At 72.1% G+C, this 24411-nt stretch carries 22 protein-coding genes; 10 read left to right on the top strand and 12 right to left on the bottom strand.

The features are described 5' to 3' along the window. Nucleotides 1-19: 19 nt before the first annotated feature. From CLV34_RS11605 to CLV34_RS11640, 8 genes are all read right to left on the bottom strand, one after another. Complete coding sequence (locus CLV34_RS11605; protein ID WP_100350569.1) at nucleotides 20-991, bottom strand: D-alanine--D-alanine ligase family protein; 972 nt, start codon at nucleotides 989-991, stop codon at nucleotides 20-22. A gap of 102 nt (nucleotides 992-1093) precedes the next feature. Continuing rightward, nucleotides 1094-2365 carry an aminotransferase-like domain-containing protein gene (locus CLV34_RS11610; protein ID WP_245859204.1) on the bottom strand — a complete coding sequence of 424 codons (1272 nt, stop codon included), beginning with the start codon at nucleotides 2363-2365 and terminating at the stop codon, nucleotides 1094-1096. Nucleotides 2366-2584: 219 nt separating this feature from the next. Then, entirely contained in the window at nucleotides 2585-2914 is a 330-nt protein-coding gene (gene trxA / locus CLV34_RS11615) for a thioredoxin (RefSeq protein WP_100350468.1), read from the bottom strand. A 43-nt stretch (nucleotides 2915-2957) separates the two neighbouring features. Beyond that, complete coding sequence (gene trxB / locus CLV34_RS11620) at nucleotides 2958-3953, bottom strand: thioredoxin-disulfide reductase (protein WP_100350469.1); 996 nt, start codon at nucleotides 3951-3953, stop codon at nucleotides 2958-2960. A gap of 73 nt (nucleotides 3954-4026) precedes the next feature. Next, a complete protein-coding gene (locus CLV34_RS11625; protein WP_100350470.1) occupies nucleotides 4027-5820 on the bottom strand; it encodes a protein kinase family protein in 1794 nt (597 codons plus the stop codon). A gap of 109 nt (nucleotides 5821-5929) precedes the next feature. After that, complete coding sequence (gene murJ / locus CLV34_RS11630; protein WP_245859193.1) at nucleotides 5930-7858, bottom strand: murein biosynthesis integral membrane protein MurJ; 1929 nt, start codon at nucleotides 7856-7858, stop codon at nucleotides 5930-5932. Beyond that, the gene (locus CLV34_RS11635) at nucleotides 7855-10215 is read right to left on the bottom strand and encodes a DUF6049 family protein (protein WP_100350471.1); all 2361 of its coding nucleotides are present in this window, start codon (nucleotides 10213-10215) and stop codon (nucleotides 7855-7857) included. The genes murJ and CLV34_RS11635 overlap by 4 nt, the downstream gene beginning before the upstream one ends. Beyond that, a complete protein-coding gene (locus CLV34_RS11640) occupies nucleotides 10212-10826 on the bottom strand; it encodes an NUDIX hydrolase (protein ID WP_211289430.1) in 615 nt (204 codons plus the stop codon). The genes CLV34_RS11635 and CLV34_RS11640 overlap by 4 nt, the downstream gene beginning before the upstream one ends. Nucleotides 10827-10862: 36 nt before the next feature. Between CLV34_RS11640 and CLV34_RS11645 the strand changes: the two genes are divergently transcribed. From CLV34_RS11645 to CLV34_RS11665, 5 genes are all read left to right on the top strand, one after another. After that, complete coding sequence (locus tag CLV34_RS11645; RefSeq protein ID WP_100350472.1) at nucleotides 10863-12341, top strand: CCA tRNA nucleotidyltransferase; 1479 nt, start codon at nucleotides 10863-10865, stop codon at nucleotides 12339-12341. A gap of 92 nt (nucleotides 12342-12433) precedes the next feature. Continuing rightward, the gene (locus CLV34_RS11650; protein WP_100350473.1) at nucleotides 12434-12646 is read left to right on the top strand and encodes a hypothetical protein; all 213 of its coding nucleotides are present in this window, start codon (nucleotides 12434-12436) and stop codon (nucleotides 12644-12646) included. Nucleotides 12647-12760: 114 nt separating this feature from the next. After that, a complete protein-coding gene (locus CLV34_RS11655; protein WP_100350474.1) occupies nucleotides 12761-13900 on the top strand; it encodes an inorganic phosphate transporter in 1140 nt (379 codons plus the stop codon). Between the two features lie 17 nt (nucleotides 13901-13917). Next, nucleotides 13918-14181, top strand: coding sequence for a hypothetical protein (locus tag CLV34_RS11660; RefSeq protein WP_100350475.1), 264 nt, complete (start codon nucleotides 13918-13920; stop codon nucleotides 14179-14181). Next, complete coding sequence (locus tag CLV34_RS11665) at nucleotides 14181-14474, top strand: DUF3349 domain-containing protein (protein WP_100350476.1); 294 nt, start codon at nucleotides 14181-14183, stop codon at nucleotides 14472-14474. Before CLV34_RS11660 ends, CLV34_RS11665 begins: the two co-directional genes overlap by 1 nt. A gap of 24 nt (nucleotides 14475-14498) precedes the next feature. On the opposite strand, the gene CLV34_RS11670 is transcribed toward CLV34_RS11665, so the two are convergent. The 3 genes from CLV34_RS11670 to CLV34_RS11680 form a co-directional block, all read right to left on the bottom strand. Continuing rightward, on the bottom strand, nucleotides 14499-15869 hold the full coding sequence (locus tag CLV34_RS11670) for an MFS transporter (RefSeq protein WP_245859194.1): 1371 nt from the start codon (nucleotides 15867-15869) through the stop codon (nucleotides 14499-14501). Between the two features lie 194 nt (nucleotides 15870-16063). Next, nucleotides 16064-17155, bottom strand: a complete 1092-nt coding sequence (locus CLV34_RS11675; RefSeq protein ID WP_100350478.1) for an inositol-3-phosphate synthase — start codon at nucleotides 17153-17155, stop codon at nucleotides 16064-16066. 9 nt (nucleotides 17156-17164) lie between these two features. Beyond that, nucleotides 17165-17818 (bottom strand): PadR family transcriptional regulator, encoded by a 654-nt coding sequence (locus tag CLV34_RS11680; RefSeq protein WP_100350479.1) that lies wholly within the window; start codon nucleotides 17816-17818, stop codon nucleotides 17165-17167. Nucleotides 17819-18384: 566 nt separating this feature from the next. On the opposite strand from CLV34_RS11680, the gene CLV34_RS11685 reads away from it, so the two are divergent. From CLV34_RS11685 to rplI, 5 genes are all read left to right on the top strand, one after another. Further along, on the top strand, nucleotides 18385-20886 hold the full coding sequence (locus CLV34_RS11685; RefSeq protein ID WP_170044671.1) for a transglycosylase domain-containing protein: 2502 nt from the start codon (nucleotides 18385-18387) through the stop codon (nucleotides 20884-20886). 167 nt (nucleotides 20887-21053) lie between these two features. Next, entirely contained in the window at nucleotides 21054-21344 is a 291-nt protein-coding gene (rpsF, locus tag CLV34_RS11690) for a 30S ribosomal protein S6 (protein ID WP_100350481.1), read from the top strand. Nucleotides 21345-21456: 112 nt separating this feature from the next. Further along, nucleotides 21457-21996: a single-stranded DNA-binding protein gene (locus tag CLV34_RS11695; RefSeq protein WP_100350482.1), complete on the top strand. Its 540-nt coding sequence runs from the start codon at nucleotides 21457-21459 to the stop codon at nucleotides 21994-21996. An 84-nt stretch (nucleotides 21997-22080) separates the two neighbouring features. After that, a complete protein-coding gene (gene rpsR / locus CLV34_RS11700; RefSeq protein WP_100350483.1) occupies nucleotides 22081-22317 on the top strand; it encodes a 30S ribosomal protein S18 in 237 nt (78 codons plus the stop codon). Nucleotides 22318-22336: 19 nt separating this feature from the next. After that, nucleotides 22337-22786 (top strand): 50S ribosomal protein L9, encoded by a 450-nt coding sequence (gene rplI / locus CLV34_RS11705; RefSeq protein WP_100350484.1) that lies wholly within the window; start codon nucleotides 22337-22339, stop codon nucleotides 22784-22786. A gap of 119 nt (nucleotides 22787-22905) precedes the next feature. Here rplI and CLV34_RS11710 read toward each other — a convergent pair whose 3' ends face one another. Then, entirely contained in the window at nucleotides 22906-24270 is a 1365-nt protein-coding gene (locus tag CLV34_RS11710) for an MATE family efflux transporter (protein ID WP_100350485.1), read from the bottom strand. Nucleotides 24271-24411: the final 141 nt, after the last annotated feature.

Below are 24411 nucleotides of genomic sequence, written 5' to 3' on the forward strand. Positions count from 1 at the left end.
GATGGTGATGGACAGCCGGTCAGGCCGACACGTGCCGTCGCGGCCCGCGCCGGAACGCACGCTCCGCGATCCCGCGGTACGCCTCGCCGAGCGACGAACCGGACGCGGTGACCGCCTGCGGGAAGAGCGACGTCTCGGTCATACCAGGCGAGACGTTCACCTCGAGAAACTGCGGCACGTCGTCCCCGTCCACGATGAGGTCGACGCGCGCGAGGTCGCGCAGCCCGAGGGCTCGGAACGCTGCGACGGCGACCCGGTCGACCTCACCACGGAGCTCGTCCGAGATACGTGCGGGCGTGAAGTACTCGGCGCGGCCGGGGTTGTACCGGGCGTCGTAGTCGTAGGGGCCGTCGGTCACGACCTCGACGCCGGGCAACGCGACGGGCCCCTCGTCCGTCTCGATGACGCTGACCCCGATCTCCGTGCCGGTGACGGCACGTTCGACGAGCGCGACGTCACCGTACGAGAAGGCGTGGACGAGCGCGTGGGGGAGCTCGTCGGCATCGGTGGTGAGCGTGACGCCGAGTGCCGAGCCGCCACGGTTGGGCTTGACCACCACGGGCATCCCGAGCGACCGGGACAGCCCCTGGAGGACGCTTCCGGCACCGAGCTCGCGGAAGACGCTCTGCTGCAGGGTGACGTAGTCGGGCGAGGGGAGCCCGGCGCCCAGCACGATGCTCTTGGCGATGGCCTTGTTCCACGCGACACGGCTGGCTCGTGGGTCGGAGCCGACGACAGGGAGACCGAGGAGCTCCAGGATGTCGTGGATGGAGCCGTCCTCTCCGGTCGCGCCGTGCAGCAGCGGCCACACCACGTCGGGCCGGTCGTCCGCGAGTCGACCCAGCAGCGACGCGTCGACGTCGCGGACCACCACCTCGCACCCGGCGCCACGCAGCGCGTCCGCGACGCGGCGTCCCGACCGGATCGAGACGTCTCGTTCGTGCGAGAGCCCGCCGGCGAGGATCACGATGTGGGGGCCGGTCGACGTCATGTGCGACACCTCTCTGGACGTGCGGGCGGAGGACGACGGCGGCCCGGGCCGACCGTGTGGGGTGGGAATCGTGGCACGGTCGGACCGGCCAGGATGAACCCGTCAGGACAGGTCGGGCGACGGTGCGTCGTGGTCGCGACCCGACGAACGGCCGGCGGTGCCGAAGATCTGGACGAGGTCGAGCTCGCTCGCCACGACGCCGGCGAGCCGGCGGACCCCCTCGCGGATCCGCTCGGGCGACGGGAAGCAGAACGAGAGCCGGACGTGGTCGGACCCGGAGCCGTCGTAGTAGAACGCGGTGCCGGGGACGAACGCGACGCGCGCGGTCACGGCGCGGGGCAGCATCGCCCGGGCGTCGAGGCCGTCGGGCAGCTTGACCCAGGTGTAGAAGCCGCCTGCGGGGACGTTCCAGCTGGCGCTCGGGAGGTGCTCCGCGAGGGCGCCGACCATGGCGTCGCGACGCTCTCGGTAGAGCTCGCGGAACTGCTTGATCTGGCTCATCCAGTCTGCGGTGGCGAGGTAGGTCGACACCGCGAGCTGCGACGCGTTGGACGGGCACAGGATGGACGACTCGGCGGCGAGGACGAGCTTCTCGCGGACGGCGTGGGGTGCGACGGCCCAGCCGACCCGGTAGCCGGGCGCGAACGTCTTGGAGAAGGTGCCGAGGTAGACGACGCCCTCGGGGTCGTACGAGTGGAGTGCCGGCCGCGGCTCCTCGTCGAACCCGAGGAGCCCGTACGGGTTGTCCTCGAGGACGAGCACGCCGTACCGGCGCGCGATCTCGACGATCCGTGGGCGACGCTCGAGCGAGATGCTCACTCCGCCGGGGTTGTGATAGTTCGGGATGACATAGAGGAGCTTGACCCGCTTCCCGGCCGCCGCCAGGCCAGCCAGGGTCTGTTCGAGCAGCTCGGGGACGAGTCCGTCGGCGTCGATCGGGGAGTGCACGACCTCGGCCTGGTACGACCGGAACACCCCCAGGGCGCCGACGTACGAGGGCGCCTCGGCGACGACGACGTCCCCGGGGTTCACGAAGATGCGGGTCACGAGGTCGAGGGCCTGCTGCGATCCGGTCGTGACGACCACGTCGTCGGGGTGCGCCTCGATGCCCTCGAGCCGCATGACGTCGATGATCTGCTCGCGAAGCGTCTCGTCGCCCTGACCGCTGCCGTACTGGAGCGCGGTGGTGCCGCGGGTACGGACGAGGTCGGCGGACATCTCGGCGATGGCGTCGAGGGGAAGTCCCTCGAGGTAGGGCATGCCGCCGGCGAGCGACACGACCTCGGGCCGGTTCGCGACGGCGAAGAGGGCCCGGATCTCGGACGCGCGCATGCCGTGCGCGCGGTCGGCGTACGAACCGAACCACGGGTCCAGGCGCGTGCCCGTGGGCGCGCCTGCCGTCGCCGCCGTTGCCGTTGCCGCTGCCGGGGTGGCAGTCTCGGTCGCAGGGACGACGGTCGGCGGGGTCACGTGGTCGCTCACGCGTCCAGTGTGACACGGAGCGCAGAGCGGGTTGCGCAGCGTCCGGTGGACGCCAGAAGGGCCCGGCGCCCGCTCCCTGAGGAAGCGGCGCCGGGCCCTTCGGGCCTGCGGTCAGGCGAGGACGCTGTCGATCTCCTCTGCGAGGGCACGCTTCGGGCGACCCCCCACGAGCGACTTCACGAGCTCGCCGCCACGGTAGAAGTTCAGGGTCGGGATCGAGACGACTCCGTAGGCGGCCGTGGTGGCCGGGTTGGCGTCGGTGTCGAGCTTGAGGATCTTGACGCGGCCCTCGTACTGCTCGGCGAGCTCCTCGAGGATCGGGGCCACCTGGCGGCACGGGCCGCACCACTCGGCCCAGAAGTCCACGAGGACGGGGACGTCCGACCGGATGACGTCGGACGCGAACGACTCGTCGGTGACGGCCGGGGTGCGGCTGCTCATGAAGGACCTCCGGGCAAGATGGGTTCGGCGAGAGGGGAGAGGGTCAGGAGACGACGATCTCGACGGGCTGCTCGGGCAGGCTGACCACGTCGTCGAGCTCGGCGAGGTACGCCTGCGCGTCGAGTGCGGCGGAGCAGCCCGAGCCGGCCGCGGTGATGGCCTGGCGGTACCGGTGGTCCACGGCGTCGCCGCACGCGAACACACCAGGGAGGTTGGTGAGCGTGGTGCGGCCCTGGACCTCGATGTAGCCGGCCTCGTCGAGGTCGACCTGCCCCTTCACGAGCTCGGTGCGGGGCTCGTGCCCGATGGCGACGAAGAGCCCGGTGACGTCGAGCTCGCGCTGCTCGCCGGTGACGGTGTCGCGCAGCGTGAGTCGCTCGAGCTTCGCGTCGCCGCGCACGTCCACGACCTCGGAGTTCCACACGAACTCGATCTTCGGGTCGGCTGCCGCGCGGTCCGCCATGATCTTGGACGCACGGAGGGCGTCGCGACGGTGGATCATCACGACCTTCGACGCGAACCGGGTGAGGAAGGTGGCCTCCTCGACGGCCGAGTCGCCGCCACCGACGACCGCGATGACCTGGTCCCGGAAGAAGAACCCGTCGCAGGTGGCGCACCAGGAGACGCCGCGACCGGAGAGCTTCTTCTCTCCTTCGAGGCCCAGCTCGCGGTAGGCCGACCCGGTCGCGAGGATCACGGTGCGCGCGGTGTACGTCTCGCCGTTGGCGGTGCGCAGCGTCTTGACGTCGCCCGTGAGCTCGGCCTCGGTGACGTCGTCCCACTCGATCTGGGCGCCGAACCGCTCCGCCTGCTGCTGCATGGACTCCATGAGCGCGGGGCCCATGACGCCCTCGGGGAAGCCGGGGAAGTTCTCGACGTCGGTGGTGTTCATGAGCGCGCCGCCGGCGGTGACCGACCCGGCGAGCACGAGGGGGCGGAAGCCTGCGCGAGCGGCGTAGACGGCGGCCGTGTACCCGGCGGGACCGGACCCGACGATGACGACGTCGCGCGGCTCGGCAGGGGTGGTGCTGGTGGTCACTGGTACTCCTTGGATCGTCTCGCGGCGTTCAACGCCGGGGTGTCCCGGGTTTGTTCCGTCGGGGCGGCAGCGGTCAGGAGAGCTGGATCTCGTTGAGCTCGACCCGGAGCTTGCCGTCCTTCGTGGTCGGCAGCTCGTCGAACCAGAGCACGAACGACTTGGCCGTCACGGGCTTGGAGAACGTGAGGTTGGTCTCCGGGGCGAACGTGGCCTCGGCGAGCACCGGACCGCTGGTGGGCTTGTCGGCCGTGGTCGCCCGGACCTCGACGTGCCCACCGGTGTCGTTGGTGTCGAGCACGATGGTGGAGACGGGAGCCGCCTGCTCGAGCGTGATCTCGTAGCCGACGCCGTCCTTGAGGCCGCCGAACTGGGGCGTCCCGTAGGTCCGGGTGTACCAGTAGGTGTCGATGTCGCCGTCGAAGGCGTTCTCGACCGCCTCGGGGTGCTCGTTGTTGTCACCCTGCGGGGGCGGGTCGACCTGGGCGCCCTTGGCGATCACGGGTCGGACCTCGGGCTTCACCGTCTTCTGCGGGGCTGTCCCGGTGTCGTTCGCGCCCTGGGTCGCTGCGGGAGCCGCGACCGCGGGCTTCTTGTCGGCGTACACGAAGGCCGGCTCCCAGGCCTTGGTGATCCCGACGAACCCGAGGACCGTCGCGACGACCACCACTGCGGCGAACAGCCCGAGCACGAGGCGCGTCGGGTCGAAGAGGTGCCGGTCGGCGCCACGGACGTCCGGCGTCGGCGGCGCCGCGGTCTCGACGCCACGGGCCGCGGCCGAGAAGCTCGCGGGAGGCTCGGCGTCCGCCGGGCCGTAGGCGACGGGCACGGCGGCGGCGTCGGACGCACCACCCGCCGCAGCACCGGGCGCGAGAGCGGGTGCCGACGCGACCGCGACGGCCGGCGCGGGATGCGTCGAGACGCGGACGGGGGGCTCGGGAGCGGTCGCGGTCGCACCGAACACGGGGACGCGGAGCGGACCGGGTTCGCGAGTCGTCGCGGCAGCGGGCGCGACGACGGGTGCCGGGACGGACCGCGACGCGGTCGAGGTCCGCGAGCCCACCGGACGCACGGCGTGCCACGGCGCGAGGGAGTCGACGACCTCGCCCGGCGTCTGCGGTCCGGACGAGCCCGGGCCGAGGGCGTCCGCGCAGAGGCTGACGAGGTCGGCTGGCGCGTCGGACGCGAAGCTCGACAGGGGGGACGCACCCTGCGCGGTCTGCGGGGCGCGCGCCGGCCGGGCGACCGCGGACGACAACCAGGGGTCCTCGAGCGCCGTCGTCGGCCAGAGGCCTGTCATGAGGAAGTAGAGCAGCGCGACGAGGTCGCGCGCGTCGCGCTGCGAGCCGACGTTGCCGTCGGGGGCCTCGAGCCCGCTCACCGGGCCGTCGACACCCATGCCGGACACGACGACGCGGCTGCCGTCGAGCCGGACGGCGGAGGGTCGCAGGGCCCAGTGGTGCAGCCCGCGGCGGCGGGCCGCCTCGAGCGCGGTCGCGGCCTCGCCGACGACGGCGCGCGCCTGCTGCGCGTCGAACGGGCCGTGCGTCGCGACGAGCTCGTCGACGCTGGTGCCCGAGGGCGGCTCGCAGACGACGTAGTCGATCTCCTGGGCGGGCTGGGTGTCGAGCGCCGGCACGGTCTCGACGCCGACGTCGAGGACGCGGGCGAGCCGCGGGTCGGCGAGCAGGGCGGTGCGGCGCGCGGCGTCGAGCGTCTGGGCGACGTGGTTCCCTGTGAGCAGGACGACTCGCACGGTGCGGCCGAGGACCTGGTCGGTGGCACGCCACGAGGTCACGGCGGCGAGGTCCTCGGGCAACGGTGCGTCGAGCTCGTACCGTGCGACGATCCGGGTACCGACGTCGGTCACGTGTCCTCGCTGGGGTCGGTGGCTGCGTCCGGGCGGCGGGCCGCGACCCGGACGGGGTTCACCACATGGTACGCACCCTGGCACGGCCGGGTCGGGGAGGTCTTGCGGGTCATCGGTGTGCGAACCGTCCGAGCCGTCGGGTGAACGGCGCGAGGAGCTCGGTGAGCTCGGGAACGCGCAGCAGCCGGAGCAGGACCGCGTAGACCAGCGCCATGAGCGAGCCCACGACCGCGAGGACGACCATCGACGCGACCCAGCCGGTGGCGTCGTCGGGCACGACGGCGAGGGCGGCGACCCCAGCGGCCGACGCGACGGCGGTCGCCAGGAGCACGCGCGTGTGCTGCGCGGCGACGCGACGCGCGTCCATGCCGTGGAGGGTGCGGCTCACGCCGACGCTCCGCAGCAGGAACGTCAGGGTGTTGGCGATCGCCATCGAGGCGCCGATCCCGACGACCCACTGGGTCGGGGGGAGCACCTGGCTGCCCAGCCACGACAGGCCGACGAGCAGGACCGTCGCGGGGACCTGGATCCAGAAGACGGTGCGCCCGTCCTCGAAGGCGAAGTAGACCCACTTCATGAGGACCATCCCGCCGAGCCCCACGAGCCCGAACGCCATGGCCGCGAGCACGTGCGCGATCGCGACGGAGTCCCCACCGTGCGCGGTGGGGATGAACACGCGCACGAGGGGCTCGGCGAGGACGACCATGACGGCGGCCGCGAAGATCGTGAACACGCCGACGGTCCGCAGGCCGCGCGAGAGCAGGGTCCGCACCCCGGCGAGGTCGCCGCGCGAGGCCGAGCCCGCGATGCCGGTGAAGAGGGCGGTGGCGATCGAGACGGTGACCAGCGAGTGGGGGAGCAGGTAGATGAGCAGGGCGTTGGAGTAGGCGGCGTTCCCGGCGACGGCCGTCCCGGGAGCGACGTCAGCGGCCGACTGCGCCGAGGAGGCGATGCGCGTGATGAGCAGGATGCCCGCCTGCTCGAGCAGCACCGAGAGGAAGGTCCAGCCGGCGACGTTGCCGGCGGACCGCAGCCCGATGCCGCGGAACCCGAGGCGGACCCGGTAGCGGAACCCGCCGCGGTACAGCGGGACGAGCAGGATCAGCGCCTGGGCGGCGATGCCGAGCGTCGCCGTGCCGGCGAGCAGCGCGATCTGGCCGCCGTCCCAGGCCGCGGGGTCGGCGGTCGGCCCGTCGGGCGTGAACCGGCCGTACTGCGCGATGAAGACGACGGTCCCGGCGATGGCCACGATGTTGTTGAGGGCGGGCGACCACATGAAGGGGCCGAACTGCCCGCGGGCGTTGAGCACCTGGCCGAGCAGCGTGTAGACGCCGTAGAAGAAGAGCTGCGGGATGCACCAGAAGGCGAACGCGACGGCCAGCCGTGTCTCGTCGTCCGTCCACCCCGTGGTGCTGATGGCGACGACCACGCTCGACGCGAGCGTGAGGACGGTCGTGAGCGCGAGCAGGATGATCCCGGCGAGCGTGAGCAGCTTGTTGACGTGCTCCTCACCGTGCCGGCTCTGGTAGGCGCGCACGATCTGGGGCACCAGGACGGCGTTGAGCATCCCGCCGGCGAGGATCGCGAACAGCATGTTGGGCAGCTTGTTGGCGATGTCGAACGCGTTCGCGACGCTGGAGGTCGCGCCGATCGCCGCGATGAGCGCGATGTTGCGGACGAACCCGAGGACGCGGGACACCGCCGTCCCCGACGCCATGAGCGTCGTGTGCCGGCCGAGGGACGCGTTGGCCTTCGCCTCGTCCTCGGAGGGCTGGTCGGCGTCCTCGGAGGGCTGGTCGGTGGCGGGCAGACCGTCGACTCCGGTGCCGGGGTGCTCGAGGCGTTCGACCTCCGCGGCGACGAGGTCGAGGTCACCGAGCGTCTGCCGGGCGGCGTGGTCGACGGTGTCGCCCACCAGCCCGACGGTCTCGGCGTCCGTCTCGGGGTGGCGCGCGGGGTACGCATCCGGGTACGCGTCGTCGTGCGGGGGACGGGGCTCCGGGCCGCCGCGCTCCCCGAGGGACGGGTTCGTGCTCACCGCGTTCGATCGACGCGCGTGTCGCGGTGCGATGTCCGGTCCTCGCTCTCCGGTGTCGTGGTCGTGTCGGACGGTTCGTCGCGGTGCCGCGCCTGCAGCTCCGAGGTGTCCGTTCCTGCGGTCTCCGCCTCGGGGGAGTCGCGCCGGGTGGTCCGTGCGCTGGACCGTCCTCGTCGGACAGTACGCCAGATCCCTGCGACGAACGCTGCGCCCAGGAGCACCAGCACGACCCAGGTCCCGACGGCCTCCCAGCCCGCGCGGACGCGGACGTCGAACGACGAGCTGTCGCCCACGGGACGTCCGGCGGCGGACCGGAGCTGGACGGTCACGCCCACGTCGCCGTTCCCGACGGCCCGGACGCCGACCCGCACGGTCCGGTCGCGCCCCGCGGGGACGACGACGGTCGGCGACCCCTCGACGACCAGCTTGGGGTCCGACGACTTCATGCTGATGGTGACGGTGACGGGCTGGTCGAGCGTGTTGCGGACGGTCACCGGCAGGCCGGCACGCGAGCTGATGAGGTTCACGGCGCTGCCCGGGACGACGGAGACGCTGCTCGTCAGGGCGTCGACGTCCCGCAGGGCGGCGGTCACCTCGTCCGCTCGTGCGGCGCGTGCCGTCCGGAACGCGACGGACGCCGGGCTGAGCAGCGCGGCCGCCGTCGGCGTGGTCACCGCGGCACGGTCCGTCACGACGCCGGAGAACGCGGCGACCTGGGAGCGGGCCTTGGTGAGGGCGTCGACGGACGACGCGGGCAGCTCGTGCGCGTTCTTGCTCCGGGCGGTGGGCCCCTGGCGGGGGACGGCGGAGGGCGCGTCGTCGACGACGGTGGAGAGGTGGGTGAGGCGGACCCACGGCGCGTCGTCGACGTCGTCGAGCGCGGCGCCCCAGGACGTCGGGTCGGGGTCCCAGTCGCGGGGCATCGCGGCGAGCAGGGTCGCGCGCTCGGTCGACCCCTGCTCGTCGGCGCGTGACAGGACCGCGGTGGTGGCGAGCAGGAGCTGCGTGTCCTGCGCGCTGACCTCGTCGTGCGCGAGGACGCGGCTGACGGTGCCGTCCGCGACGAGCAGCCGGGCGTCGCCCGCCGAGGTGCTGACCGTCGAGACGACGCTGCTGACGGCGTCGTCCTCGGTCACGCTCAGCGCCCCCGTCGAGCCGGGGACGGTGACGACCGTGCCGCGGCCGGAGTCGACGGCGGTCGTGATCGTCGCCAGGTCGGGGACGTCCTCCGCGGGCCACGCGAGCCCGTGCGTCCAGACGCGTGCGAGGTTCGTCGAGGGCTCGGCGGCGAGGTTCGCGGAGCTCCTGGACGGGGACGCCGTCGCGGAGCCCGTCGGGGTGGCGGTCGGCGCGCTCGTCGGGGAGCTGGTCGGTGTCGTCCCGGACGTGCTGCCGGTCTCCGAGCCTGCGCACCGGGCGGTGGTGAGGGTCGGACCGCCCGACGGGACACGGTGCCCGGAGTGCGCGTAGGCCGCCACGTCGGCGTCGTACGCCGGCAGCGCGTAGACGGTGCGTCCCGTGCTCGCGCCGGCGCACACCTGCTGGGCCCAGGTCCTCGCGGCGGCGTCGGACGACGTCGAGGCGGAGGCGACGAGGGCAGGGTCGACGGCCCAGGACACGTCCGGCAGGTCCCGTGTGGCCGCGACGACGTGGTCGAGCCGTGTCCCCGGCTGGGTCGCCGCGGAGATCTCGGCGGCGGCGGCCTCGGGCTCGCTGGCGGTGACCGGCGGACCCGTGACGGGGACCGCGACGGCCAGCTGCACCGCACGGACGTCGGACTCGTCCGTGGGCGGGTACCAGAGCAGGAAGGTGCGCAGGACGGCGAGCCGCGCGTCCGGGGCGGTCGTCGGGTCGGCGCCGTCCGTGAGGGTGACGGCCAGGCCGCGCGGGCCCCAGACGTCGGCGCCCGTGCCGAGACCGAGGGAGTCGGCGTCCACGGTGACCGTGACCTGGCGGGACCTGCCGGGTGCGAGCGCTGTGGTCGTGGTGCGGCCGACGACGCTGCCGATCTCGTCGCCGCGTCCGGCACCGGTCCACGCGCTGAGGTCGCTGCGCGCCGTGTCGCGGTACCGGTCGAGGGTGACGGTGACGACCGGTGCGTCGAGGACGGCGCGCGTGCCGTTGACGACGTCAACGGTCACGGTGACGTCGGCCCCGGGGCGCACGACCCCGGGAGTCATCGTGACGAGCGTCACGGTGGCGCGGTGCGCGGCGACCGCGTCCGCCGTCCCGGAGGCGGCGACGGGTGCGTCCGCGGGGCGCGCGGCGGCGAACCCGGGCAGCGCGCCGCCGAGGGTGACGGCGGCCGCGACGAGGAGCGCGGCGCCGCGGGCCGCGTGTCGGGTCGGGTGCGTCATGAGGCGTCGGTGCTGCGGTGCGTCGTCACGCTGGACCTCAGGTGGACGGTGGTGGGCCGGCCGAGGAGGGCCTCCCGGGCAGCGTGCGCGACCCGTCGTTCGTTCGGGTACGCCAGGAGCGACCCCAGGTCGTCGAGGGGGACCCAGGCGGCGTCCTCGGCCTCGTGGTCGGGGTCGCCCTCGACGGTGATACGACCGCCGACGGCACGGAGCAGGAAGTGGTGGACGACCTTGTGCACGCGGCGGTCGTCGCCGGTGAACCAGTAGTCGATGGTGCCGACGTGCCGCTCGACGACCCCGGTGATGCCCGTCTCCTCGGCGATCTCGCGGACGGCGGCCTCTTCGGCGGTCTCGACGCCTTCGAGGTGGCCCTTGGGCAGGCACCACTCGAGCCGGCCGCCGCGGTTGCGTCGCGCGATGAGCGCGGCGCGCGGCACGTCCTGGCTCGCGTCGATCACGAGGCCGCCCGCGGAGATCTCCTCCGAGACCGGCAGCGACGCCGACGGCGGCGTCTGGACGTGCCGTTGCTCGTCCGGGTCGACCCACAGCGCGTGGCCCCCGGGGGGTGCTGGGATGCCCGGACGTCCCGTCGGCTGCGCAGGAGTGGGCATGGGTCAACTTTACCGACCTCGTTAGGCTTGGTTCTCATGTCGAACCCCACGTCCGCCGAGCTGGACCTGCAGCGCCGTGCGCTGAGCGTCCTCACGGAGCTCGCCCCTGCCGCCGTCGAGCTGGGAGAGGTGTTCCGGGGCGCGGGGCACGAGCTCGCGCTGGTGGGCGGCCCGGTGCGCGACGCGTTCCTCGGGCGGGCGAGCGCGGACCTCGACTTCGCGACGTCCGCGACGCCCGACGAGACGCTCGCGCTGCTCGCGGCGTGGGGCGACGCGCACTGGGACATCGGCAAGGAGTTCGGCACGATCGGCGCGAAGCGGTTCGCCGGCCGCCGCGGGGACGCCGACGACGTGGTGGTCGAGGTGACGACGTACCGCTCGGACGAGTACGACCCGGAGTCCCGCAAGCCGGTCGTCGCGTTCGGGCGCACGCTCGAGGGCGACCTGTCGCGGCGGGACTTCACGGTGAACGCGATGGCCGTGCGCCTGCCGGACCTGGTGTTCGTCGACCCGCACGACGGCCTGGCGGACCTCGCGGCCGGCGTGCTGCGGACCCCGATCGCGCCCGAGCGGTCGTTCGACGACGACCCGCTCCGCATGATGCGTGCCGCCCGGTTCGCCGCCCAGCTGGGGTTTCACGTGGAACATTCCACGCTGGAGGCCGCCACGCAGATGGCGCAGCGCATCGAGATCGTGTCCGCTGAGCGGGTGCGCGACGAGCTCGACAAGCTGCTGCTGTCCGCGACGCCGCGCGACGGGCTCGGGGTGCTGGTCGCGACGGGACTCGCCGACCATGTCCTGCCCGAGCTGCCCGCGCTGCGCCTCGAGATCGACGAGCACCACCGGCACAAGGACGTCTACGAGCACACCCTGACCGTCCTCGAGCAGGCGATCGACCTCGAGACGGGTCCGGACGGCGCCGTGCCGCGCCCCGACCGGGTGCTGCGTCTCGCGGCGCTGCTGCACGACATCGGCAAGCCGGCGACGCGCCGGTTCGAGCAGGGCGGGGGAGTGAGCTTCCACCACCACGAGATGGTGGGGGCCAAGCTCACCGCGAAGCGCCTGCGCGCCCTGCGGTACGACAAGGAGACGGTCAGGGCCGTCTCCCGGCTGGTCGAGCTGCACCTGCGCTTCCACGGGTACGGCGACGGCACGTGGACCGACTCCGCCGTGCGGCGCTACGTCACCGACGCGGGCCCGCTGCTCGAACGGCTCCACCGCCTCACCCGGGCGGACTGCACGACGCGCAACCGGCGCAAGGCGAAGCGGTTGTCGGACGCCTACGACGACCTCGAGCAGCGCATCGAGCGCCTCCGCGGCGAGGAGGAGCTCGCGAGCATCCGACCCGACCTCGACGGCGGCCAGATCATGGAGATCCTCGGCCTGCGGCCGGGCCCGGAGGTCGGGCAGGCGTACCGGTTCCTCATGGAGCTGCGGCTCGACCGCGGCCCCGTCGGCGCCGACACGGCGCGGGACGAGCTGCTGCGGTGGTGGTCGGAGCGGCCGACGTCGTGAGCCGGCCGTCCCCGGCCCGCGTGTCGCCGGCGTCCGGACGGCCGTCGGGGAGAGATGCTCGACGGGACGAACCCCGTCGGGAGGAGACCCGGATGACCGTCATGGCACCGGTCGCGTGCGCGGACTGCGCCGAGCCGCTGCGCGCCGAGGAGGACGTCCTGTGCCGCTGGTGCGACGACAACCGCACCCGTCGCCCCGAGGACTACGAGGCGCCCGCACGGGTGTGGGCCGACCGCGCGCACGAGGAGCCGGCAGACGCGTCCGAGAAGGCGTCCCGCGACGCTCCCGCCCGCGCCGCGAGCTGACCAGTTCGCGCTGCGGGCCGCGCCGGGAGCGCCGGCCCGTGACCGACATGAACGGTCCGTGAACTCTGCACCGGGGGCGTGCGTCGGCCCCGACGAGGGGTCCACGCTGGACGGGTGGACACAGGACTCCTGGTCGTCGTGGTCATCACGGCCCTCGCCTTCGACTTCACCAACGGCTTCCATGACACCGGCAACGCGATGGCGACGTCCATCGCGACCGGCGCCCTCAGACCCCGCACGGCGGTCGCGCTGTCCGGCGTGCTCAACCTGGTCGGCGCGTTCCTGTCGCTGAGCGTCGCCGCGACGATCGCGACCGGCATCGTCGACCAGGACGTCGTGACCCTCCCGGTCGTGTTCGCGGGACTCGTCGGCGGGATCGTCTGGAACCTCCTCACCTGGTACCTCGGCATCCCGTCGAGCTCGTCGCACGCCCTCATCGGCGGCCTCGTGGGCTCCGTGATCGCGGCAGCCGGGATGTCGGGCGTCGAGTGGGACGGCCTGCTCTCGAAGGTGATCGTCCCCGCGCTCTTCGCCCCGGTCATCGCCGGGCTCGTCGCGAGCCTCGGCACGTGGCTCGTCTACCGGCTCACCCGCGACGTCCCGGAAGGCAACCGCACCCGCGACTTCCGCTGGGGTCAGATCGGCTCGGCGTCGCTCGTGTCGCTGGCCCACGGCACCAACGACGCGCAGAAGACGATGGGCATCATCCTGCTGGCGCTCGTCGCGGGCGGTGAGCTCGACAAGGGGGCGAGCGTGCCGATCTGGGTCGTGTTCGCGTGCGGTCTCGCGATCGCGCTCGGGACGTACCTCGGCGGGTGGCGTGTCATCCGGACGCTCGGCAAGGGCCTCGTGGACATCGAGCCGCCCCAGGGCATGGCCGCCGAGACGTCGTCCGCGGCCGTCATCCTGCTGTCCAGCCACTTCGGCTACCCGCTGTCGACGACGCACGTGGCGTCCGGGTCGATCCTCGGGTCCGGGGTGGGCCGTGGCGACCAGGTGCGCTGGAAGGTCGCCGGTCGCCTCGTCTCGGCGTGGGTCGTGACGCTCCCGGCCGCGGCGCTCGTCGGCGGTCTCGCGTTCGCGCTGCTGCACTGGATCGGTGGCGGGCTGGGCGAAGGGGTCGTGCTCGCGCTCCTCGTCGTCGCCGCCGCCGGCTTCTGGTGGGCCGCCCGCAAGGCGCCCGTCGGACACCACAACGTCAACGACGACTGGGAGCCGGCCGAGTCGCCCGCCACCGTCGTCCGGGCCGTCTGAAACCCCAGGAGAACACGATGGGAACGATCGTCGACTGGTCCGCTCTGGGCCAGGTCCTGCTCGCCGGGCTCGTGGTCGGGGCCGGTCTGCCCGCGCTGTTCGCCCTCGGGCTGCGTGGCGTCTTCCAGGCCGAGGGACGGCTCGAGGAGGACGACCCGCTGCCCGGCGGCGTGAGCGTCGCGCCGCCCCGCCGCGCGCTGGGCGTCGTGACCGCGACGGTGTGCTTCGGCCTGGTCCTCGCCGCCGTGGTCGGCGGCCTGTGGCTGATCGTGAAGAGCTGATGAGCCGCGTCGCACAGGTCGTCGCCTGGCTCCGCGAGGGCTACCCCGCCGGCGTCCCCGAGCACGACTACGCGCCGCTGTTCGCGCTCCTGCGCCGCACCCTCACCGACGACGAGGTCGAGGACGTGGCCGTGACCGCGCTGCAGCGCGCGGACGGCGGGGTCGTCGCGCACGAGGACATCACCGGGCTCATCGAACGGACCACCGCGCAGCCGCCGCTCGACCGCGACGTCGCGCGCGTGCGCGCGCTGCTCGCCGCGGCGGGCTGGCCGCTCGCCGCACCGCCGGACTGAGCCACCGACGGCACCTTCGGGAACCTACGCGGGCGTCGGGACCTCGACGGGCTCCCGCGTGCCCCAGCGGCCCAGCACCAGCGCCCCGGCGGCGTACAGCGCCGCGAGCGCCCACATCACGACGGGGGCGTCGCCGTCGTCCGGGAGGGCCGCCGCCGCCAGCGCGGCCGCACCCACGAACCCCGCGTTGTACAGGACGTCGTACAGGGCGAACGCACGGCCCCGGAACGCGTCGTCCGTGTCGCGCTGCACGATCGTGTCCACCGCGATCTTCGCGCCCTGCGCCGCCAGCCCCAGCAGGAGCGCCGCCACCACGATCGTCACCAGGCTCAGGTGCACCGCCACCAGCACCTGCGCGACAGTGCCCAGCCCTAGGCACCCCACGATCCACCGCTGCGGGCCGGTGCGGCGGCTCAACGTGGGGGTGAGCACCACCGCCAGCGCGAACCCGACGCCCGTGGCCGCCAGGACCGCGCCGAACCGGGCCGCCCCGCCGTCGACGTCCGACGAGTCCGTCAGCAGGTTCCGGCACGCCAACAACCACGCGATGAACACCGTCCCGTACGCGAACCGCGTCACCAGCACGACCGTGAGACCCTCAGCCGGCGTGCGACGTGCCACCAGGTACCGGGCGCCCGCCACCAGGTCCCGCCCCGTGCGTGCCAGCTCCGACCGCAGCTCGTCACGGCTGCGGAACACGTCCGGCCCCAACGCGTCGGGGACGAACCACGTCGCCGCCAGCGCTGCCAGCCCGAACGCCACCGCCGCGCACGCCAGCGCGCCCGCGTCCTGCGCCGCACCCTCCGGGAGCGCGAACCGGGTCACCAGGCCCACCGCACCGCCCAGACCCGCCGCGATCGACCCCAACGTCGGCACCAGGGCGTTCGCCGTCAACAGGTGCGACCGCGGCACCACGTGCGGCAACGACGCCGAGAAGGCCGACAGCAGAAGACGGTTCACGCTCAACGCCGTCAACGCCAGCACGTACACCGCCAGGTTCACACCCGCCGACGCCATCACCGCCGTCAACGCCACCGCCAACCCCAGACGGACCACGTTCCCCACCAGCAGCACCTGACGGCGACGCCACCGGTCCAGGAACACCCCCGCCCACGGGCCGACCAGCGTGAACGGCAACAACATCACCGCGAACGCCGCCGCCACCTGACCCGCCGTCACCCCCGCCGGCGACGTCGTCGCCGAGAAGAAGAACAAGCTCGCCAGACCCACCTGGAACATGCCGTCGCCCAGCTGGCTCGTCAGCCGCGCCAGCATCAGACGACGGAACGGCCGACGACGACCCAGGTCGCGCAGATCCGTCAGGACCGTCGCCCGCGAGCCGTCCGGCGCAGGCGGCTCCGGCGCAGCAGGAGAAGCGGCAGCAGGCTCAGGCACGCCGCCAGCCTAGTTGCGAGTGATCTTTCGCTCCGCTACGGCCGAGGGCCCGGCGAAAAGCATGCCGGGCCCTCAACCTGCGCTGCGCTTCAGATCAGCGCTCCACCCTTGTGGTCGCTCTGATCTTTCGCTCCGCTACGGCCGAGGGCCCGGCGAAAAGCATGCCGGGCCCTCAACCTGCGCTGCGCTTCAGATCAGCGCTCCACCTCACCGCGGATGAAGGCCTCCAGCTGGGCACGGCCCAGGGTGTCCTCCATCTGCACGGGCGGGGACTTCATGAGGTACGTCGACGCCGACAGGATCGGGCCACCGACGCCACGGTCCTTGGCGATCTTCGCGGCGCGGACGGCGTCGATGATGATGCCGGCCGAGTTCGGGGAGTCCCACACCTCGAGCTTGTACTCCAGGTTCAGGGGCACCTCGCCGAACGCGCGACCCTCGAGGCGGACGTACGCCCACTTGCGGTCGTCGAGCCACGCGACGTAGTCCGACGGGCCGATGTGGACGTTCTTGTCCTCCTTCTTGCCGGCGAGCGGGCCGGTCAGGTTGGAGGTCACGGCCTGGGTCTTCGAGATCTTCTTGGACTCGAGACGCTCGCGCTCGAGCATGTTCTTGAAGTCCATGTTGCCGCCGACGTTCAGCTGGTACGTGCGGTCCAGCACGACGCCGCGGTCCTCGAAGAGCTTCGCCATCACGCGGTGCGTGATGGTCGCGCCGACCTGCGACTTGATGTCGTCGCCGACGATCGGGACGCCCGCGTCAGCGAACTTCTGCGCCCACTCGGGGTCGGAGGCGATGAAGACGGGGAGGGCGTTGACGAAGCCGACGCCGGCGTCGATCGCGGCCTGCGCGTAGAACTTGTCGGCCTCCTCGGAACCCACCGGGAGGTAGGACACGAGGACGTCGACCTTCGCGTCCTTGAGCGCCTGGACGACGTCGACGGGCTGGGCGTCCGACTCCTCGATCGTCTGGAGGTAGTACTTGCCGAGACCGTCGAAGGTCGGGCCGCGCTGGACGGTCACGCCGGTCGGCGGGACGTCAGCGATCTTGATGGTGTTGTTCTCCGACGCGGTGATCGCGTCGGCGAGGTCGAAGCCGACCTTCTTGGCGTCCACGTCGAACGCGAGAACGAACTCGACGTCGGAGATGTGGTAGTCACCGAAGGTGACGTGCATGAGGCCCGGGACCGTCGAGTCCGGGGCGGCGTCCTTGTAGAACTCGACGCCCTGAACCAGGGACGACGCGCAGTTCCCGACGCCTGCGATGGCGACGCGGATGGAGGACATCCTCGCTCCTTACCTTTCAGTGCCGGGGCGACGGTCGCCGTCGGCTGTCGTGTGGTGCCTGCTGACCGGGTGGTCATTGGCGGATCCGGTGGGCCGAGCGCCACGATCGCGCTCGGCGGTGATGAGCCCGTCCAACCAGCGGACCTCACGCTCGACCTGTTCGAGTCCGTGGCGCTGAAGCTCCCACGTGTACTCGTCCATGCGGGCGCGGGATCGCGTCGTGGACTCTCGGACCGCCTCGAGCCGCTCGGTGAGCCGGGTGCGCCGGCCCTCGAGGATCCGCAGGCGGGTCTCGACGTCCGTCTGCCCGAAGAGGGCGAAGCGGACGTCGAAGTTCTCGTCCTCCCAGGCGGCGGGGCCGGCCTGCGCGAGGATCTGCTGAAGGTGCTCCTTGCCCTCGGCGGTGAGCTCGTAGACGATGCGTGACCGCCTGCCCGACAGTGCGGGGGCGAGCGCGGCCGACGGGGCCTCGGAGCTCTCCGTGCCGATGATGAGCCCGCGGGTGACGAGCGTCTTCAGCGCCGGGTAGAGGGAGCCGTACGACAGGGCACGGAACGAGCCGAGCACGAGGTTGAGGCGCTTGCGGAGCTCGTACCCGTGCAGCGGGGAGTCCTTGAGGAGGCCCAGGATCGCGGTCTCGAGGACGTCGGAACGGCTTCGCACGCGGGCACCTCCTTCTCCGGTCTCCGGCAGCCGGGGCTGCCTGCTGGCGCCCGTCGTGCACGGCGGCGTCCGCCGTGCTCCAGGTGGGCGCCGGCGGACGCGTCATGGTCGATGTATCGAATGGATACATCGCCAGGTTACGTCGAGTCGACGCATCGATGCAACAACGTGTCGGAAAGTAGCGTGCGCACCGCCCCGTTGTGAAGGACCGGCGAACACGGGGGACAACTGTCGCGTGCATCTTCGGGGCTCGGGGGACCGATCCGGTCCGCTCCTGGCTCGACCCCCTATCCTTCCGAAGGGCCGTCGTGCGTCGTCGTGACGCGGTCGGCCCGGAACGGACCCCGACGAGAGGCACACCGTTGACGACGCCAGGCGACGACCACACCGGATCTTCCGGTCGCCCCGACTTCGACAGCATCTGGGGCAGCGACACCGACGCTGCCCCCTCTGGTGCGCCCGCACGCCGCAGCGTGACCGGCGGGTCAGCGGGGACGTCGTCGACCAGGTCGACCAGCAGGAGCGGCGGCGCGCAGCCCTGGCGCGGGGGTGCGTCCTCCGTCGCCGTGGCGGACGACGACGCGCTCGCCACGGGCGACGCCTCGGCCGACGAGGCAGACGGTGAGCTCGCCGGCGAGGACGGTGCGCGGACGCCCTACGTCCGGACCGGCTGGCGACGGTTCTTCAACTACCCGCGCTCCCACGTGACGAGCTTCCGGCGCTGGCTGCCGTCGTGGCGCGTCGTCATCGGGTCGATCCTGGGCTGCTTCGCGCTCGGCGCGGGCGTGCTCGTCGCGGCCTACGCGACGACGACCGTGCCCACGGAGCCGGCTGCGCTGACGCAGTGGCAGACCACCACCGTCTTCTACTCCGACGGGAAGACCGTCATCGGGACGCTGCGGGACGACAACGCGCAGAACCGGAAGATCATCGACACGTCGAAGCTGCCGTCGTACGTGCGGGACGCCGTCGTGGCGTCCGAGGACCGGTCGTTCTACGAGAACTCCGGCGTGGACCTCAAGGGCATGGCCCGTGCCGCACTGACGAACCTCAAGTACGGGACGCACCAGGGCGGCTCGACCATCACGCAGCAGACGGCCGAGCGGTACTACACGAGCGGCACCACGTCCGACTACGTGGGCAAGCTCAAGGAGGCGATGCTCGCGGTCAAGATGTCCAAGTCGCAGGACAAGGACAAGATCCTCGAGAACTACCTCAACACGATCTACTTCGGGCGTGGCGCCAACGGTATCGAGGCGGCGGCGAACGCCTACTTCGGGATCTCCGCGGCCAAGCTGAGCCCGTCGCAGTCCGCCCTGCTCGCGGGCCTCATCCCGGGCCCGGGGATCTACGACCCCCGCGTGAACCCCGACCTCTCCGAGGGTCGCTGGTCGCGCTGCCTGGGCTTCATGAAGGACGACGGCTACATCACGCAGAAGCAGTACGACGACGCGATGAAGAAGGGCATGCCGGTCACCAAGAAGGTCAAGACCTCGCAGCAGAACGCGGGCCAGAACGGCTACATCCTCCAGATGGTCCGGGACGAGATCGAGAAGCAGACCGGGATGACCGACGAGCAGGTCAACCAGCGCGGCATGAACATCGTCACCACCATCGACAAGTCGATGGAGGCGGACGCCGTGAAGTCCGTCGCGGAGACCCCCAAGGACGCCAACCCGCGCATGGGCACCGGCCTGGTGACGCTCGACCCCAAGACCGGTGAGATCAAGGCCCTCTACGGCGGCCCGGACTACCTCAAGAACCAGCGCAACGCCGTGACCAAGGCGAGCGCCCAGGCAGGGTCGACGTTCAAGGCGTTCACCCTGGCGGCCGGCCTCAGGGCAGGCGACTCGCTGGACCAGATCTACGACGGCTCCGACCAGCGGGTCGTCCCCGGCTGGGACAAGCCGGTGAGCAACTTCGAGGGCGAGTCCGAGGCGCGCGTGACGCTCAAGCGTGCCTTCGCGCTGTCCATCAACACCGTCTTCGCCCAGGTCAACGACCAGGTGGGGCCGTCGGCGACGGCCGCGATGGCCAAGCGCCTCGGCATCACGACCGAGGTCCAGACCAACGCCGCCAACGTGCTCGGTACCGCGTCGGTCCACCCGCTGGACCTCGCCAACGCCTACGCCACGTTCGCGAACGAGGGGATCAAGACCACCCCGCACATCATCAAGACCGCGAAGGAGCTCGACGGCGACCTCGTCTACAAGGGCTCGACGAAGGGCACCCGGGTGATCGACGCGGAGATCGCCAGCGGGGTCACCGAGGCCGCCCAGGACGTCGTGCACGAGGGCTCGGGCATGACCGCTCAGGGGCTGGGTCGTCCGGTCGCCGGCAAGACGGGCTCCTCGAACCTGAACCACTCCGCGTGGTTCGTCGGCTACACCCCGCAGCTCGTCACTGCCGTGGGGCTGTGGCAGTCCGGCAAGGACGGCTCGGAGCAGACCATCGCCGGCTTCGGGGGCTGGAACTACATCACGGGCAGCACCTGGCCCACCACGCTCTGGACCAACTACATGAAGCGTGCGATGGACGGCATGGACGTGGAGGACTTCCCCGAGTACCAGCCGACGATGGCCACCTGGACCCCGACCCCGACGTGGACGCAGACGCAGCAGCCCACGCAGGAGCCTACCCAGGCGTCCACGCCGACCGACGAGCCCACGCAGCAGGACGACGGCACCGCCCAGATCCCGGACGTCTCCGGCCAGAGCGAGGCCGCCGCCCGTCAGCTGCTCCAGAACGCCGGCTTCCAGGTCACGACGCGTCAGGTCCCGTCCGACAAGGTCGCGCAAGGCGTCGTCCTCAGCACGCTGCCGGGAGGCGGGGTGACCGCCAAGCGGGGCTCGGCGGTGATCCTGCTGGTGTCGTCGGGGCCGCCGGTCGTCGTCCCGACGCAGGCGCCCACGCCGACGAGCAAGCCGACGAGCAAGCCGACGACGACGAGCGAGCCGACGTCCACCCCGACGCAGGGCGGTGGTGACGACGGCGGTGGCGGCGGCGGTAACGGTGGCGGCGGGAACGGCGGCGGCGGGAACGGCGGCGGGCAGGCCGGCAACGGCTGACCGTCCCGCCGCGGGGTGACGATTACCGGTCCCGGCACTGCGACCGGTACCCTGGAGTGTTGCCTCCCTGACCTCCGGCTCGCCGAGCCGTGTCGGGAGTCACGACGCACGACCCTCCTGTCACGGAAGTCCCGTGACCGCGAAGACCACAGGAGGTGGGTTCACACATGCGTCAGTACGAAATGATGGTCATCCTCGACCCCGAGATCGAGGAGCGCACCGTTGCTCCTTCGCTCGACAAGTACCTCTCGGTCGTGACGACCGAGGGTGGCTCTGTCGACAAGGTCGACATCTGGGGCCGTCGCCGCCTGTCCTACGACATCAACAAGAAGTCCGAGGGCATCTACGCCGTCGTGGACTTCACCGCGACGCCGGCGACCGCCAAGGAGCTCGACCGCCAGCTCGGCCTCAACGAGGCCGTCCTGCGGACGAAGGTCCTGCGCACCGACGCCAACTGATCTCACGTCCCTCGCGATCGTCGCGGGCGGACGGCGCACCACTGGTGCTCTGTCCGACCCACCTGCGACGATCTCCCGGAGCACGCGACCCGCAACCCTCGAAGGAGCACGCATGGCAGGCGACACCGTCATCACCGTGGTCGGCAACCTGGTTGCCGACCCCGAGCTGCGCTTCACGCCCTCGGGGGCTGCGGTCGCGAACTTCCGGGTCGCGTCGACCCCGCGGCAGTTCGACCGTCAGACCAACGAGTGGAAGGACGGCGAGTCGCTGTTCCTCCAGTGCTCGATCTGGCGCGAGGCCGCGGAGAACGTCGCGGAGACGCTGACGAAGGGCATGCGCGTCATCGTGCAGGGCCGTCTCGTCCAGCGCTCCTACGAGACGCGCGAGGGTGAGAAGCGTTCGGTCTTCGAGCTGCAGGTCGACGAGGTCGGCCCGTCGCTCCGCAACGCGACCGCGAAGGTCACCCGGGCCCAGCGCTCGGGCGGCGGCGGCGGTTTCGGCGGCGGTGGTGGCGGTGGCTACAACGGCGGTGGGAACAACGCCGGTGGTGGCTTCAGCAGCTCGTCCGGTGGGGCACAGAACAGCGACCCGTGGGCGACCGCCGGTCCTGCGTCGGGCGGTGGCTCGTTCTCGGACGAGCCCCCCTTCTAGTCCTCACCGCACCCCAGAGAATCCTTTTCGGCGCACGGTCCTGCGGGGCCGTGACCGTCGGAACGCACACGAAGGAGCAACACCATGGCAAAGCCTGTGGTGCGCAAGCCCAAGAAGAAGTCCAACCCGCTGAAGTCCGCGAAGGTCGAGTCCGTCGACTACAAGGACGTCGCGCTGCTGCGCAAGTTCATCTCCGACCGCGGCAAGATCCGTGCCCGTCGCGTGACCGGCGTCTCCGTCCAGGAGCAGCGCCAGATCGCCCGTGCCGTCAAGAACGCCCGCGAGATGGCCCTGCTGCCGTACTCGTCGTCGGCCCGCTGACCGGAAGGGACCGAGAGACATGGCAAAGCTGATCCTCACGCACGAGGTGACCGGCCTGGGTGAGCCCGGCGACATCGTCGAGGTCAAGGACGGGTACGCCCGGAACTTCCTCGTCCCGCGTGGTCTCGCGACCGCGTGGTCGAAGGGTGCCGAGTCGCAGGTGACCGCGATCCGCAAGGCCCGCAAGGCCCGCGAGATCGCGTCGCTCGACGACGCCAAGGCCATCCGCGACTCGCTGCAGTCGAAGCCCGTCGTCGTGACTGCGAAGTCCGGCGAGTCGGGTCGCCTGTTCGGCGCCGTCACCACCGGTGACATCGCCGACGCCGTCGTCGCCGGCGGCCAGCCGTCGATCGACAAGCGCAAGATCGAGATCGGTCAGCCGATCAAGTCCACCGGCACGTACACGGTGTCCGTCCGCCTGCACCCTGAGGTGTCGGCGAACGTGACCGTCAACGTGGTGGCCGGCTGAACTCGCTGACCCGCTCCGTGTGACGCGCTCGCGTCGGACGGTGTGACGACGGCCCGGTCGGGGATCGCTCCCCGACCGGGCCGTCGTCGTCTGCCCCGGACGAACGCCTGTTCGGCCGGTCAGGCGCCGGTGACCATCCAGCGGGTGCCGCGGGCGCGCCACCCCGTCGTCACGGCGCGCGCGGCCATGAAGACGCCCGCGAACCCGAACCACAGCCACAGGCTGCCGAGGACCCCGTGCGGCGCCCAGGCACCGACGGCCAGGGCGACGGGCACGTAGACGACGAACGTCGCGACGCCTGCCCACGCGAGGAAGGGGCCGTCGCCGGCGCCGATGAGGACGCCGTCGAGCACGAACACCCAGCCCGCCAGAGGCAGCAGCAGACCGCACACCGCCATGCCGACGGCGATCGACGCGCGCACGTCGGGGTCGTGCGTGAAGAGCAGCGCGAACCACCACCCGCTCGCTGCGACGAGCACGCCGAGGACGGCCCCGGCTCCGACCCCCCAGGTGAGCGTGCGCCGCAGCACGGCGCGCGTGCGGGGGACGTCGTGCGCGCCGAGGCCGTGCCCGACGAGCGCCTGGGCGGCCACGGCGAGGGCGTCGAGCGCGAACGCGGTGAAGCCCCACACGCTGTTGACGACCTGGTAGGCGGCGAGGGTGACCTCGCCGAGCCCGCCCGCGACCGCGACGGTGAGGAGGATCGCCGCGCGCAGCGAGAGGGTCCTGACGATGAGGGGTCCGCCGTGCCGGGCGTTCGCCCAGATGCCGCCGCGGTGCGGACGGAGGGCGGCGCCGGTGCGTCGTGCGCCCCGGACGACGACGACGGTGAGCACGGCGCCCATGGTGAGCTGCGTGACGGCGGTGCCGAGACCGGACCCGGCGATGCCGAGGCCCGCGCCGTACACGAGGAGGACGTTGAGGCCGGCGTTCGTGACCGCGCCCCCGGAGGCCACCCACAGGGGCGTGCGGGTGTCCTGGAGCCCGCGGAGGACGCCGGTGGACGCGAGCACGAGCAGCATCCCGGGGAGGCCCGGGGCGGACGTCCGCAGGTAGGTGGTGGCGTGCTGGGCGACCTCGCCGTCCGCCCCGAGCAGCGAGGCCGCCCAGGGAGCCGTGGCGGCGAGGCCGACCGCGAGCACGACGCCGAGCCCGAGGGCGAGCCACATACCGTCGATGCCGGACTGGAGGGCCTCGCGCTGCTTCCCAGCGCCGAGGCGTCGGGCGACGGCAGCCGTGGTGGCGTAGGCGAGGAAGACGCACAGGCCGACGACGGTGGTCAGGAGGGTCGAGCCGACGGACAGGCCAGCGAGCTCGGCGGTGCCGAGGTGCCCGACGACGGCGCTGTCCACGAGGACGAACAGGGGTTCGGCGACGAGGGCACCGAGGGCGGGGACGGCGAGCGCGAGGATGTCGCGGTCGAGGGATCGGTCGGACGACCGGGCCGGGCGCTGCGGCGTGTCGCCCGACTTCTTTTCCTCCACAGCTCACAGGCTAACGAAACGGTGCGAGGGCGGGCCTCCCGGGCCACGGTGTGACGAGATCGAGTGTGTTGTCCACAGGGTTGTCCACCCTCTGTGCACAGCCTGGGGGAGGTATCCCACAGGCTTTCCACACCCCTGTCC

The organism is Luteimicrobium subarcticum (genome assembly GCF_002798015.1).
In the GTDB taxonomy this organism is placed as follows: domain Bacteria; phylum Actinomycetota; class Actinomycetes; order Actinomycetales; family Cellulomonadaceae; genus Luteimicrobium; species Luteimicrobium subarcticum.